This window comes from Magnetospirillum moscoviense (assembly GCF_001650635.1).
In the GTDB taxonomy this organism is placed as follows: domain Bacteria; phylum Pseudomonadota; class Alphaproteobacteria; order Rhodospirillales; family Magnetospirillaceae; genus Magnetospirillum; species Magnetospirillum moscoviense.
This window is the reverse complement of the sequence record NZ_LWQU01000152.1, coordinates 99,262-113,249: the sequence shown is the minus strand read 5'-3', so window position 1 is coordinate 113,249 and position 13,988 is coordinate 99,262. Positions and strand designations below refer to the sequence as shown.

Sequence of the window (13,988 nt, the reverse complement as noted above, 5' to 3'; positions counted from 1 at the left end):
TGGTCGCGACACGGAGTGACGACGATGTGGCGCCTGGCTGTGATCGCCGCCCTGGTGGCGGCTTGGCCGGCATGGGCCGGCGAGGTTGGCTCTTCGAACCGTCAGATCGCGGTGACGCTCGAGCGTTTTGACAAGGACGTCCGGCCCGAGCCCCTGCGCGAGGCCGAAATGATGCTGGCCGAGGATGCCCGGTCCAGACAGCCCGACCGGATGCGCGCCGCCACCATCGACCTGATATTGATCAACAATGATTGGGGCGAGGGATCGCGCTTTCTCGAGGATCGCCGCCTGCATCGTTAGAATCCCAGGCTGGACCGGATGATCCCCAGCGGTCGCCGGGCCAGCCAATAGATCAGCGGAACCCGCCGGCCATCCAGGCGGGCGGTGCCCTTGCGCCCCAGCCGGGCATGGCTGTCGGGGGCAAGCCTGGCCCTGACCCGATGGGCCATCTGGCCGTCGGGGCGGGCGATGGCCTCGTAGGTGACGTACAGCAGCGACGCCGACAGCGCCGACAGCGGATCTGAATTCAGGAACACCGTCACCGGCCCGCCGGCTTCCAGAAGGATCAGGTCGGCCGGGGCCAACCAGGCCTCGATTTCGACCTCGCCGGGGTCGGCGATGGCCAGGATGCGCTCGCCCACCGCCACCGGCCGGCCCTGCCACTCGGCCGGATCGTCCAAGATGGCGGTGCCGGCGCGCGGGGCCTTGATCCGGCTGCGCTCCAACTGGTCGGCCAATTGCGCCAGTTCGGCGCTGCGTTCCTCGATGCGGGCCTTGATCACCGCCACCTGGGCCTTGGCCTTGGGGTCGAAAAAGGATTGCTGGGTCACCTGATCCAACTCGGCCTGGGCGGTGGCCACCGCCTTGCGCGCCACCTCGGCGCGGCCTTCCAGGGTGGTGCGATCCAGGCTGGCGAGCAAGGCGCCGGCCGCCACCGCCTGGTTGGGGGTGACCATGATCGCCTCGATGGTGCCGTCCATGGGGGCGCGAACCACCGCCGGCCGGCTGGCGACGATCTCGGCCGGCGCCAGCACCGACAACCGCACCGGAAAGATCAGGGCCAGCACCAAGGCCGCCACCGCCGCCAGGCGCAGGCGCGGGGTCTGGCGGATGCGCCGCACCAAGGTCTGCCATGGCGCCGGCCGGTCGTGGGCGGCCAGGGCGAAGGCGGCCATCAATGCCGCCCGCTCGGTCAGGGTCAGGTCGGCCTCGGTCCAAGGCGCCTCGCGGGCCAGCAGCAAGGTGCCGAACGTGCGCCCGTCCGGCCCGGTCAGCGGCAGCCACAAGGCGCAGGCCGGCAGCCAATCGCCCCATTCGGCACCGTCCTGGCCGCTCAAGGCCTCGGCCCCGGCCACCTGCGGGCGGTCGGCGGCCAGATGCCGGCAGGCCCGCTCGACCCATTGGGCGAAGGGCGACGAGCGCTCGACCGCATCGACGCCCGACACCGCCATCAGGGCGCCGTCGGCGGAAAACAGTGCCGCCTGGCGGTACTCGACCAGCATGCGGGTGTCGTTGACGATGACGAAGTGCAGGGCGGCCGCATTCTCGGCGGTGCGGATCTGTTGTTCCAGCGCCAGCAGGGCGGCCAGCGGCGACCGCTCGGCGCTCACGGCGCGCCGGGTGCCCCGGTCACCCGCCCGGTCATCCCGGCCATCAATTCGGGACTGTCGGCCTTGATCTCGGCCACCACCTTGACCGAGTGGCTGACGGCATCGACTTTGGCGCCGATGCGCACCACCTTGGCGGTATAGCTTTTCTTGGTTTCCTCGACCGCCACCTGGATGGAGGCCCCCGGCTTGACGCTTCTGACCCAGGCCGACGGCACGATGAACTCGGCCTCGATGGTGGAATCGTCCAGGATCTCCAGCACCGGCTGGCCGGCCTGGACATATTGGTGGGGTCTGGCCTTCTGCTCGACCACGCGGCCCGAGAAGGGGGCGTGAATGGTGCATTTGGACAAGATCGCCCGCGCCGATTGCGCCTTGGCCTGGGCGACGGCGGCTTCCGATGCCGCCTTCTCGGTTTCCAACTGACCGGCCGAGTTCAGTTCCAGCAGGCGCTTGTGCACCGTCTTCGATCGTTCGGCCGCCGCCAGGACGGCCTGGGCCTCGTCGAACTGGGCGCGCTGGATGGTGCAATCCAGCGCCACCAGCACCTGGCCCTCGCGGAAGCGTTCGCCTTCCTTGACGGCGATGCGGTCGATCTTGGCCGCCAGTTCCGACGACAAGGTGGTGTATTGAACCGCGACCAACTGGACCGGGATGACCGCTTCCTGCCCGCCGGCCGGGGCGGCGGCCAGCAGGCAAAGCGCCATCACGGCACCCCGGTACATCATGGGTTCGACTCGGCCACCAGGGTTTGAATGTGGTCGCGCATCGCCTGTTCCTGGGGCTCGGGCTTGGCCGACAGCCATTCGCCGATGGACTCGATCAGACCCTTCAGTCGGTCGGCCACGGGGGCCGGTTCAGCCCTGTTCGCCGGCTCGGGCGTGGCTTGCGCAGCCGGTTCGGCCGGGACGGCGGCCAGGCTTTCGCTCAAGGATTCCAGATCGTGGCCGGCCACCTCGGCGGGCAGCGGGTCATTTCCGATAGTGGCCTGCAGCTTGCCGAAGGCCGACTGCATCTGGGCATAGGTCTGGTAGCGGCGCAACTCGGCGGCAATGGCCGAGGTCTCGGTGGTGACGCGCTCGATTTCGTTGGTGGTGCCGCCACGGCTTTGGTTGTCGGACGCCGCCGCCAGCCGGGTCTCGATCCTCCACAGCTTGTCGGCGCGTTCGAACTGGCGCGCCGCCGACTTGAACTGGTGCGACACCACATGGACCTGGGCCAGCACCGCCATGCGCAGGGCCAGCCGCTTGGCGGTGGCCACCTGCTCGGTCTTGTCGGCATGGTCCAACCGGTCGGGCGCCGACAGCAGGTTCAGCAGGTTCCAGCTTAATTTGGCGCCGGCTTCGTACCAGCGGTTTTCCATCAGGAAGGAATTGTGGTCGTACTGGCGCGACAGGCTGAAATTGATGCCGGGCAGCAGCTTCAGGATTTCCTTGCGGGTCTCGTCGGCGGTGATGCGGCCCTGGTAATCCTGCTCGCGCACATCGGGGTTGTTGGCCAGCGCCTGCTCTTCCATGGATTCCAGCGAGGCCGACCATTCCGGGATCGGCATGGCGGAGGCGGCGGGCACCGCTAAGCGGAAATCGCTGCCCGGGGCCACGTTGATCAGGGCGGCCAATTCGGCCTTGGCGCTGGTCAGCTCCTGGTCGATGGCTTCGAGCTGGCGGATGCTTTCCAGCAGGGTCTTTTGGATGCGCAGGGATTCGGTCGGGTTGCGCAGGCGCTCGTTCTCGACCTTCTCGGCGTCGTTCAGGGCGTTCTCGGCCAGGGTGATCACGCCGACCACCCGGTCCTTCATGACCTGGGCGGCGGCGGCCCGCCAGAACGAGAAGCGCACCTCCTGGGCCAGATTGGCCACCGACTTGCGGCGACGCTCGGCGGCGATCAGGGCGCGGTCGGCGTTCTGCTTGGCCGAATAATAGCTGGCGCCGAAATCCAGGATGTTCCACGTCAGACCCAGATCGGCGGTGATGGCGTCGCGGTCGGCCGAATAGGTCGGGTTCGACGTGCTGCTGGTAGTCTGGGTATAGTAATCGCGCGAGCGCGTCGCGTTGGCTTCCGAGCGGCCGGTATAGCCGGCATTGGCGGCGATCTTGGGCAACAGGTCGAAGCGCGACAGGTCCAGCTGCCCCAGGGCCAGCGTTTCCTCCATCATCTTGGCGCGCTTGTCCAGATTGTATTTCAGCACCCGAGCCAAGGCGTCTTCCAGGGTCAGCGGCTTGGTCAGCGCCGGCTGTCCCTCGAACATCGCCTTGCGGTCGGCCTGGGCCGCCGCCTGGAAGTCCGACGGCGTGAAGGGCTCGGGCGTTACCGCACAGGCCGACAGCAGCACCAGGGTCGAGGCCGCGGCCAACAGGCGGGCGGCGCGGGAAGCGGAACCGGTCGAAATCGTCATGAAACCCAATACCCCCTGAACCTTCATCATGCTTAAGAAGACAGACGTGTGATTTGCTGGGCGGCCGCCAGCAATGCCGCGTGGCGTCCGGCCAAGGTGGAGCGCCCTGCAGCGCGCAATTGTTCGCTGAAGCCGGCCTTGCCCAGGCGGATCGGCACGACATCGGCGTCCGGGGCCAATTCGCCCGATTGGCGCGGACCGCCATTCGGCTGGCCTTCGCCGCCGGGGGGCTGGCCCTGGCCCTCGCCGCCAGGCTGGCCTTGGCCCCTTCCTTCACCGCCCTGCGGGCCTTGGCCCTGACCCGGCTGCGCGGCACCGCCGCCAACGGCGACGTTGATGCGCACCACCGCCACGGCCTCGCGGCCCTGCTGGTCGCGGGCGATGACGCGCACCACCACTTCACCGGTCATGCCAGCAGGCGGCTGGCCGACGAAGGCGCCGGTCTTCGGGTTGAAGGCCAGCCAGCCCGGCAGGGCCTGGCCGTTGACCTGGGCGGCGCTCAGTTGCACCGTGGCGTCGGCCCTTGTGTGGGCGAAGGTGTCGTTCGGCAGGGTGAAGTTGACCCTGCCGTCGTTGCCCAGCGCCACCGGCACCACCGGTTTGACGGCGACCAATGAATCGGCCGCCCCGGTCGCCTTGGCGGCGACCACCACCTGGAAGGCGTTCGGCGCGGCGGCGGTCAGGCCGCCGGTCGGCTGCGCCGCGACTGCGACCGTCGGCGGCGGGGCCGGCGGGGCCGGAGGAGCCGGCGGTGGCTTTGGCGGGTCCGGCGGCGGCAACGGCGCTGGCGGCGGCGGCGGCGGTGGCGGTGGCGGCGGCGGTGGCGGTGGTGCTGGGGCTGGCGCCGGATTGACCGTGACGGACATTGTTCGCGTCGCCGTCAGTCCACCGGGATCGGTGGCGGTGATGGTGACGGCAAAGGTTCCGGTCCCCGAAGGCGTTCCGCTCAGGGCACCGGTGGTCGCGTTGATGGTGACGCCGGGCGGCAGTCCCGTCGCGCTATAGGTCAGCGTGTCGTTGTCGGGGTCGCTGAAGGTGCCGCCCGGCAGGGTAAAGCCGTAACCCGTGCCGATCTGACCGGCAGGCGGGGTCAGCGTGCCGGTGGCCGAGGGGCTGCTGTTGTACGACACCGTCTTGTTGGTGGCCGCCGAATCCCGGGTCCCGGCGTCGCCCGAACTGTCGCGCACCACGAAGCTGACGGTACGGCTGGTGCCGGTCTTGGGGCTGGCCGAATTGGCATAGGTCACGCCGCGCAGCACCTCTTGGTACTGCGCCTTGGTGGCGGTGCCGGTGATGGTCAGGGTGCCGGCGCCGGTATTATAGGCGCCGACGGTCAGACCATAATTGCCGGCGGCGGTGGTGGCGGCACTGGTCAGGGCCAGCGCTTCCGAGGCGCCATTGGCCAGGTTGGTGATGGTGATCACCGCCTGGATCAGGTTGGTGCTGTCGGCATCGGCCAGGGTCAGGCCGGAATCGACGGCGACAGCCGTGCCCGAGAACACGGTGGCGGTGCCGCCGGCCGTCACCGTCGGCGAATCGTTGACGGCGGTGATGGTGACCGTCGAGGCGGCCACTCCGGTGGCGGTGTTGGTGTCGTCGCCGCCATTGGTGGTGCCGCCGGAATCCTTCACCGAGGTGATGGTGAACACCCGCCCGCCGGTGGTGGTGGGATTGTCGCTGGTGGTCTTGTAGCGCAACCCGTCCAAATAGCCGTTCCAGGTGGCGGTGGTGGCGGTCTTGGTCAGGGTGACGGTGGCGGTGGAACCGGTCACCGACACCGCATAGCCGATCGAGGCGCCGCCGGTGGTGGTGCCGCTGGCACCGTTGGTGAGCGTGATGGTGCTGCCGTCCAGGGTCAGGGTTTCCGCCGTACCGTCGGCCAGATTGCCGACTGTGAAGGCCATTTCGGTGATGTTCTGACCGCTTTCCACCGTGCCGAAGGCCGAACCGGAGAACGGTGCGGCGCCGGTAGCGGCGTTTTCCGTATAGGTCGGGCTGGCGGCGGTGGCGGTCAGGGTCGGCTCGTCGTTGACGTTGACGTTGGTCACCGTCGAGGCCACCGCCAGTGCCGAATTGGTGTCGTCGCCGGAATTGGCCGTGCCGCCATCGTCCTTGACATAGGTCAGGGTGACGACGCGGGTGTTGGCATCGACATCTGCCGCCGTGTTGCGATAGGCCAGCGCGTTGACCAGGGTCTGGTAGTTGGCGGCGGTATCGGTCTTGGTGATGGTCACCGTCGCCGTTCCACCGGCCAACGCGACCGAATAGGCGAAGGTGTTGGTGGCGGTGTTGCCGGTGTTGCCGTTGGTCAGCGCCACGCTGGTGCCATCGATGGTGACGGATTCGGTGGCGCCGGTGCCTGCGACGTTGGTCACCGTCAGGCGCAGTTCGCTGATGTTCTGGCCGGCTTCCACCGCCGAGATGGCCGCGCCCGAGAACAAGGTCACGGCGGTGCCGCCCTCGGTGAAGTTAGGGCTGCTGGCGGTGGCCGACAGCGTCGGCTCGTCGTTGACCGAGGTGATCGAGGTCGTGACGCTGCGCGCCGTCGCGGCGATGGCGGTGGTGGTGCCGGTGGTGGTGGTATCGACCGTGGTGCGGGTCGCGCCGCTGGTCCAGCCGGCGGAATAGGTGGCGTCCAGCGCGCGGACCGACAGCGCCGTCGGCGTGCCGTTGTAATTGGCCACCGGCACGAAGCGCAGCTTGGTGGCGGCCGACAGCGCCAGCGCGGTGGAATTGTCGGCCACGGTGCCGATTGCGTGCCAGTTGGTGCCGTCGGTGGAATATTGCCAGGCGCCCTCGGTCGAGGAATTGGCGGTATTGCCGATGATGGCCAGGCCGTTGATGGTCTCGGCCGCGTTGTCGGGATCGGAATAGATGCCGTTGGCCAGGCTGGCGATGGTGGCGCCGGCCGGTGACGCCGTATCCTCGTTGACCGCCGACAGGGTCAGGTTGCCCGACAGCGCCGGTGCGTCGTTGACGGCGGTGACGCTGATGGTGGCGGTGACCGACGAGCCGGTATTGTTGTCGGTGTCGCGCCCGGCGAAGGTGATGCTGCGTGCGGTGGTGTTGGGTGCTTCCGAGGTGTTGTTGAAGCGGGCCGCCTTCAGCAAGGTCAGATAGTCGGCCTTGGCGCCCGATCCCGACAGGGTGATCACCGAGCTGGACGTGTAGGTGGCCAGGATGCCGTTGGTGGTGCTTCCGTCGGCATAGCCGTTGAGGCTGAGGATGTCGCCGGTCTGGGCGTTGGTCAGGGTGATGACCGCCTGGTTCAGGTTGGCGCCGTCGTCGGTCAGCGTGGCGTCGCTGTCGATGATCGACAGGTTGCCGTTGTTCTCGGTGAAGGCGCCGCTATAGCCGCCATTGGTTCCGCCCGACGAATCGTCGCCGTCCAGATCGATGATCGGGGCGCGGACCAGCGCCACGGTGATGTCCTGGTTGCTGGAACTGCCGGTGCCGTCATTGACCGTCACCCGCACGGTGCGGGACGTGGTATTGGCGGTGTTGGCGTCGGTGTCGTTGTAGGTCAGCGCGCGGACCAGGGCCTGCACCGCCGTCGGCGTGGCGTTGGCGTTCAGGGTGATCACCAGATTGTTGCCGCTTGACCCGCCGGTATAGGTGCCGATGGTGGTGCCGCCATAGGTGACGTTGCCGCCCGACGCCCCGATCTGCCCGGCGGCGGTGCCCTGGTTGGTGATGCCCAGCACATCCTCGGCGGTTTGGCCGTTGGCGGTGATCGACACCGTCACGTTGCCGCCGTTCAGATTGGCATGATCCAGGTCGGCGACGGTGGCGTTGGAACTGGCATCCAGGCTGACGGCAGAACCGCCGACGCTGAAATTCACGCTGTCGCCGTTCAGATTGGTCAGCGTCGGCACGTCATTGACGGCGGTGATGGTGACACTTGATGCGGTGTTGATGGTGACGGTGGCCGCGCCGCCATTGGCGGTGCCGCCGGAATCGGTGGCCGAGACCAGGGTGACGGTGCGTCCGCCGGCCGTGGTGGGGTTTTCCGAACTGGTCAGATAGCCCAGGGCGTTCAGAGTGGTCTGCCAGTTGGCGGCACTGGTGGCCCTGGTCAAGGTCACCGTGGCGGTCGAGCCGGTCACCGATACCGAATAGCCGATGGAACTGGCGGTGGTGGTGCCGGTGGTCCCGTTGGTCAGGGCGATCTGCTCGCTGTCGATCACCAGCTTCTCGGCGCTGCCGTCGGCCAGGTTGCCGACCGTCACCACCACAGAATTGATGGTCTGCCCCGATTCGACGGTCGACAGGGTGGCGCCGGAAAACAGCGTCTGGGACGCCCCGTTCTCGGTGTAGGTCGGGTTCGAGGCGGTGATCGAGGCGGTCGGCGCGTCGTTGACCCCTGTCACCGTCACCGTGGTCGAGCCGGTGCCGGTCTTGATCCCACCCGAGCCCTGCGCGGCGCCCGAATTGCCGTCGCTGAAGGTCCAGTTCAACTGCACGCTGGCGGTCGGGTCGTCGGACGAATTGGAATAACGGATCGATTGCAGCGTCTCGTTGACCCGGGCTTGGGTGGCGCTGGTGTTGAAGGTCAGCAGCAACGTGCCCGACGAATTGGTGGTCACCGTGCCGATGGTCACCCCCGACAGCACCAGATTGCCGCTTTCGGTCAGGGTGCCCAGATTGCCGGTGGAGGAGTACACGTCCTGGCTGCTGGCGCCGCCGTTCCTGGCGATGGTCAGGGTGGCGCCGTCATAATTCGAGCCAGTCAACTCGGCGTCCGACACCGTGACGTCGGAATCCAGCACCGCCGCCGTACCGCCCTCGGTGAAGGCCGGCGTGCCGTTCAGGCCGGTGAAAGCGGGTGCGTCGTCCACCGCGTTGACGGTGATGGAAAAGGTGGTCGAGCCGATGGTCCCGCCCGAGCCGTCGGCCACCGTGAAGGTGAAGCTGTCGCTGGTGGTCTCGCCGCCATTGTGGGTATAGGTGATGGAATTGGCGGCGATGTCGGCCTGGGTGAAGGTGCTGGCGGCATTCATCGCCACGCCCGACTTGTAAAGCGTGCCATTGGCCGGCGCGGTGCCGACCGTCAAGGTGCGGTTGGCCGCCGCATTATCGACGTCGGAAATCGACAGCAGAGCCGTGGTGACGGTCGCCGTGGCGCCCTCGTTCAGGGTCATGCCGGCATTGGTGCCCACCGTCGGCGCGTCGTTGGCGCCGTTGATGGTGACCACCAGGACGGCGGTGTCGGTGTTGGTGCCGTCCGACAGCAGGTAGTTGAAGCTGTCGGTCAGGGTCTGGCCGGATGCCAGCGCATCGACGGTCGCGTTGGAATTGTCGATCACATAGGTGTAGGTGCCGTCGGAATTCAGCGTCAGCGAGCCATAGGTGCCGGCCCGCGCCTGCCCGACCGTGCCGGAGGTGCCTGCGCCCTCGGTATCGCCGACGCGGATGGCCGTCACCGTCTTGGTGGCGCCGGCATCGGGGTCGGTGTCGTTGGTCAGCACGTTGCCGGTGGCGTTGGAACCGGCCGCCGTGCCGGTTTCGGTGGCCGATCCGGTGTTATCGACCGCCGTCGGCGCCTCGTTGACGTCGGTGATGTTGACGGTGATGGTGGCGGTGGAATCGGCGGTGGTGTCGGCGTCCTCGTCATCGACGGTCACCGTCAGGCTGTAGCTGGTGGTGCCGCCCTCGAAGTTCAGCAAGGATCCGTTGGCCACCGTGATGGCGCCGGTCGAGCTGTTGATGGCAAAGGCGCCGCTGCCATTGCCGGCGGTAATGGCATAGCTCAGGCCGTTGGTGTCGTTGCTGGCCGTGACCGTGGTCACCGCCGACCCATTGGTGCTGTTTTCCGCCAGGTTGACCGAGGCGTTGGAAATGCTCGGATCGACGTCGGCGATGGTGACGTTGATGGTGCGCGTCGCCGTGCCGCCATTGCCGTCGGACACCTGGACGACGAAGCTGTCGGCCCCGGTATTGTTGGCGGTCGGTGTATAGGTGATGGTGCCGCCGGGCGTGATGTCGGTCGATCCCGAACTGGCAGTGGCCGACGAGAACGACAGGCTGCCCTTGGACGGAGCCGAGCTTTGCGTCCAGGTCTCGGTCTGGCCGGAATCGGAATCCGAGACGTGCAGCAGCCCCTTGATGTCGGTGGCCGAGGCGCCTTCGTTGACATTCAGCGTGGTGGTGCCGCCGACGAAGGTGGGGGCGACGTTCGACGCGGCGGCGGCGAAGATGATGCTGTCGATCGCCGAATTGAAGCGATTGTTGTCTGAACCGCCATCGGTCCGCGTGACGGTGAACGACGTGACGCCGGTCCAGTTCAGGCTGACTGAGAACGTTTCGTTGTTGACGTTGGTGAAGGCCTGATTGACCACCGAGTTGGAACCCCCGGTCGGGGTGAAGCGCATGTTCGCGCTGAAGCCGTCAATGGAAGGTGTAAGCCAAAAACCCGCCTGCAGAGACGTGATATCGACGGCGGCGCTGAACGAGATGGTCAAAGCCGCCGAGGTGAGGCCGGCTGGATCCCCGCCGGTATCGGTCTTGATCAGGCAATCGCCCAAGAGTGTGCCGAAGTTCGTGCTGTCGATGGTCTGCGTGCCGGCCGTGCTGGTCGCCGTCAGGGTGATGGTGCTGACAGTCGTGGTCGTGGTGCCGGAATTGGTGGCGGCGGTCGTGAAGTCGAACGTTGCCAGCGTATGATCCCAGTCGGTGGCGCCGCCGGCGGTGACGGCCCGTTCGGCCTCGATCGAACCCGTGCTCGCCTCCAGGTCCCAATCGCCGCCCCGATGCTCTGCGCCGGTGACGTCGTCAGAGGCTGCGACGTCGGCGCCGGTGGCGTCGGCCAAGGCGGCGATGAAATCCTGGCCGGCCTGGCCCGACGCGACGTCGCAGCCATACAGCAAGATGTCGCCATCAGGCTTCAAGGCCTGGCCCAATATCGCCAATTCAGCGCGCGTGGCGGCGTCGGCAAGGTCGGCGGCACCGATATCGTTGCCGCTCAGGTCAAGATGTGCGGTGCCGCCGTGGCTCAGCAGATGGATGGCGTCATAACCCGAATGACTGGCCGCCCATTCGGCCATCTTCGCCAGGGCGTCCTGGCCGGCTTCGATGGTCACCACCTCGACCCCAGCACGCAACGACGCCACCAGCGTCGGGATATCGGCCACAGCGGAATCGATGAAGGCCACTTCCTTGCGTTCGGCCGGCGGGGCGACGGCCGGCGGTTCGGCCTGCACGGCCCGCTCGGTGGAATCGGAAACGGCATCGGTCGCGGTGGAAACGGCAGCCCCGTCGAACATGAAGCGGGGCTCGAGTGCCATTGCCAATCGTGACTGATGGATCATGACTTCACTCTCTGTGCATCAAGCGGTTATGGGACATGCCGAGGGGGAAATGAATAGACACGCGGCAGCCATTGGTTGGTTTTCCAGCGGCGAGGATAGCGCTCATGGCTTGATTGATCAACTGAATAGCGAGCGCGTCACCTGTCGATGCAAGTCGTCACAACTCGACACAGCATCGCGGCGATTTTGAGCGTGTACCAGACATTGTTGCGATGTTATGGTAATACCCATTAAGGTAGTCCTTGATTGAGTTGTCAGTCGAAAAAGCATGGCATACCGCTTTTATACCGAACCAAAAGCGGTGTCGTGTGCGGATTGATCGCTTCATATCGGTAACCTGGAGGGGGTATCCATGATCTCTAATTCGCCAAGGGTGTTCGGGTCCGCCGCTGCCACCGCCGTACTGACGGCGGTGCTTTTGTCGGTGTCGTCGTCGCCCGCCAACGCCTGTCCGTCCGAGCCCTATATCGGCACGGTCTGCACCATCGGCACCAGTTATTGTCCGCAAGATTATCTGCCCGCCGATGGGCGTTCCCTGCTGATCAGCAACAATGCCGCGCTCTATTCGTTGTTATACACAGTCTTTGGTGGTGATGGTAAAACAACTTTCAACCTTCCGGACATGCGGGATCGCGTGGCCGTCGGCTTGAACTCGTCCGGCTCCAACCGGGGCTTCAAGCTGGGGGCGGAAGCCGTCACGCTGACCACCGCCAACCTGACGTCCCACACCCATACCGCCACCTTCACCCCGGGCGTCAACGGCGCGATCCAGGCCACCGCCACCATGCAGGTGGCCGGCGTCGCGGCCAACAGCGCGTCCGGCGGCACCAACGCGCCGACGCCGACCAGCAACATCATGGCCGGTAACGCCGCGCCGACCAAGATGTGGGCTCCCGAGCCGCAGACCGCCCTGGTGTCGGTCGGCGGTCTGACGGCTGCGCAAAGCGGCACCATCGTCGGGCAGGTGATCAACGACGTGGCGGGGGGCAGCAAGCCGGTGCCGACCATCTCGCCGCAGCAGGGGCTGACCTACTGCATCGCCGTGTCCGGCGTTTATCCGCCGCGCCCCTGACACCGTTCCCAGACTGAATGATCGGAGACGAAGATGAAGAAATCCGCATTTGCGATTGCGCCGGTCTGCGGAGTCCTTTCCGTGGTCGCGGGGCTGTCCATCCTGGCCCCTGGTCCGGCCCAAGCTTGTGGCCCGGACTACATGGTCGGGTCGGTGTGCTTCACCGCAGCCAGCTATTGTCCCGCTGGAATGTACTACGCCAACGGGAGCTCACTGACCGTCTATCAGGACCAGGTCCTTTTTAGTTTGATTGGCCAGACCTACGGCGGGTCTGGCTCGTCGCCCTCGACGATGACCTACAAGGTACCGGATCTGCAGGGCAAAATCGCGGTGGGGGCCAATCCGTCCGGCGCCGGGGGGTTCGTGCAGACCGCCGTTGGGACCACCCTGGGCAATACAACCCAGATCATGCCCTTTACTGCCATGCCGCCGCACAGCCATTCCGCGACCTTCGGCATCAACCTTTCCCAGACCCCGCCGCCGACCATCACCTTGCAGGCTTCGTCGGCGCCGGCCACCACCAACATTCCGTCGGCGACCGCATCCAATATCGCCGGGGCACCGTTTCCGATGTGGGTGCCGACGCTTTCCGCGCCTATCGTGATCGAGGGACTGTCCGTGGCGTTGAGCGGCGGTGCCGCCAGCGGAACGGTGGCCAATGCCGTCGTCGGTAACGGTGCGGCCTTTTCCATTCAGCCGCCGTCGTTGGTGCTGACCATGTGCGTGGCCGGCTCGGGCTACACCTATCCGGAACGGCCCAACTAAGCGGCCTCGCCAGGAAGTGACAGGAGATCATCCATGACAAGCAGCAAAGCCCTATCGTTCCGGGTGCTGGCCGCGGCGGTGGCCGCAGGTGCCTTCGGTGCGGCAAATCCGGCCCTGGCCTGCGACGCGCAGCCCTATATGGGAACCGTGTGTTTCGTTGCGGAAAAGTTCTGCCCGGTTGGCTTTCTTCCCGCCGATGGCCGGGTCGTGAACGTCAATGATTATCAGGCATTGTTTGCGTTGTACGGCAACATCTATGGCGGCAATGGCGGCACCACCTTCGGCCTGCCCAACCTGTTGTCGCGCGCGCCGGTGGGGGCCGGTCTAGTCTCCCCCGCCGATCCCAACGTGCCGTCCAAAGTCAATCTGGGGCAACTGCGCGGCGTCGAATCGCTGGCACTGACCCAGGCGCAAATGCCGGCCCATACCCACGCTGCGACCTTCACCGGCCAGGTCACGCCGGTCACTTTGCAACCCAAGCTGCAGGTCGTCAGCAACAACACCGCGGCGGCGGCGGCGGTGCCGTCGGATGCCTATCCCTATCTGGCCGGTTCGCCGGGCGGAGGCCCGTCGGCCAGGAAGACCTGGACCGGGACCATGACCAATCCGGTCAATGTCGGCGGAATTTCCATTGCCCTTAGCGGGCTGCCATCGACTGCGGGCGGACCCACGGTGGTCAATTCCATCGCCGGCGGCTACCAGAATGGAGCCGAGTTCAAGAACATGGTGATCAACATGATTCCTCCCGAACTGGCCATGACCGCCTGCGTCGCGGTCACCGGAATTTTCCCGGTTAACCCGAACTAGGAATTGTCGTTTCCCGAAAGGGGCTGCGCGAGGCG

Annotated in this window: 8 protein-coding genes; 4 read left to right on the top strand and 4 right to left on the bottom strand. The window is 66.4% G+C overall.

Annotated elements, in window-relative coordinates:
• Positions 1–24 precede the first annotated feature (24 nt).
• Positions 25–300, top strand: a complete 276-nt coding sequence (locus A6A05_RS13575; protein WP_068502113.1) for a hypothetical protein — start codon at positions 25–27, stop codon at positions 298–300.
• Here the strand turns inward: A6A05_RS13575 and A6A05_RS13570 are convergent.
• The 4 genes from A6A05_RS13570 to A6A05_RS13555 are packed head-to-tail and all read right to left on the bottom strand — an operon-like array spanning position 297 to position 11,285.
• Positions 297–1,610, bottom strand: coding sequence for an efflux RND transporter periplasmic adaptor subunit (locus A6A05_RS13570; protein WP_068502108.1), 1,314 nt, complete (start codon positions 1,608–1,610; stop codon positions 297–299). The genes A6A05_RS13575 and A6A05_RS13570 overlap by 4 nt on opposite strands.
• Positions 1,607–2,335: an efflux RND transporter periplasmic adaptor subunit gene (locus A6A05_RS13565; protein ID WP_216635802.1), complete on the bottom strand. Its 729-nt coding sequence runs from the start codon at positions 2,333–2,335 to the stop codon at positions 1,607–1,609. Before A6A05_RS13565 ends, A6A05_RS13570 begins: the two co-directional genes overlap by 4 nt.
• Entirely contained in the window at positions 2,332–4,002 is a 1,671-nt protein-coding gene (locus A6A05_RS13560) for a TolC family protein (protein WP_082910968.1), read from the bottom strand. The genes A6A05_RS13565 and A6A05_RS13560 overlap by 4 nt, the downstream gene beginning before the upstream one ends.
• 32 nt (positions 4,003–4,034) lie before the next feature.
• The gene (locus A6A05_RS13555) at positions 4,035–11,285 is read right to left on the bottom strand and encodes a DUF4347 domain-containing protein (protein WP_068502102.1); all 7,251 of its coding nucleotides are present in this window, start codon (positions 11,283–11,285) and stop codon (positions 4,035–4,037) included.
• 376 nt (positions 11,286–11,661) lie between these two features.
• Between A6A05_RS13555 and A6A05_RS13550 the strand changes: the two genes are divergently transcribed.
• The 3 genes from A6A05_RS13550 to A6A05_RS13540 are packed head-to-tail and all read left to right on the top strand — an operon-like array spanning position 11,662 to position 13,953.
• The gene (locus A6A05_RS13550) at positions 11,662–12,381 is read left to right on the top strand and encodes a phage tail protein (protein ID WP_082910959.1); all 720 of its coding nucleotides are present in this window, start codon (positions 11,662–11,664) and stop codon (positions 12,379–12,381) included.
• 33 nt (positions 12,382–12,414) lie between these two features.
• Complete coding sequence (locus A6A05_RS13545) at positions 12,415–13,146, top strand: phage tail protein (RefSeq protein WP_082910958.1); 732 nt, start codon at positions 12,415–12,417, stop codon at positions 13,144–13,146.
• A gap of 33 nt (positions 13,147–13,179) precedes the next feature.
• Positions 13,180–13,953 carry a phage tail protein gene (locus A6A05_RS13540; protein WP_082910957.1) on the top strand — a complete coding sequence of 258 codons (774 nt, stop codon included), beginning with the start codon at positions 13,180–13,182 and terminating at the stop codon, positions 13,951–13,953.
• The last annotated feature ends 35 nt before the right edge of the window (positions 13,954–13,988 follow it).

Excerpts from the sequence above, each read along its gene's own strand:
- A6A05_RS13575 (WP_068502113.1), top strand. The coding sequence starts at position 25 with ATGTGGCGCCTGGCTGTGATCGCCGCCCTGGTGGCGGCTTGGCCGGCA.
- A6A05_RS13565 (WP_216635802.1), bottom strand. The coding sequence starts at position 2,335 with ATGATGTACCGGGGTGCCGTGATGGCGCTTTGCCTGCTGGCCGCCGCC.
- A6A05_RS13560 (WP_082910968.1), bottom strand. The coding sequence starts at position 4,002 with ATGACGATTTCGACCGGTTCCGCTTCCCGCGCCGCCCGCCTGTTGGCC.
- A6A05_RS13555 (WP_068502102.1), bottom strand. The coding sequence starts at position 11,285 with ATGGCACTCGAGCCCCGCTTCATGTTCGACGGGGCTGCCGTTTCCACC.
- A6A05_RS13550 (WP_082910959.1), top strand. The coding sequence starts at position 11,662 with ATGATCTCTAATTCGCCAAGGGTGTTCGGGTCCGCCGCTGCCACCGCC.
- A6A05_RS13545 (WP_082910958.1), top strand. The coding sequence starts at position 12,415 with ATGAAGAAATCCGCATTTGCGATTGCGCCGGTCTGCGGAGTCCTTTCC.
- A6A05_RS13540 (WP_082910957.1), top strand. The coding sequence starts at position 13,180 with ATGACAAGCAGCAAAGCCCTATCGTTCCGGGTGCTGGCCGCGGCGGTG.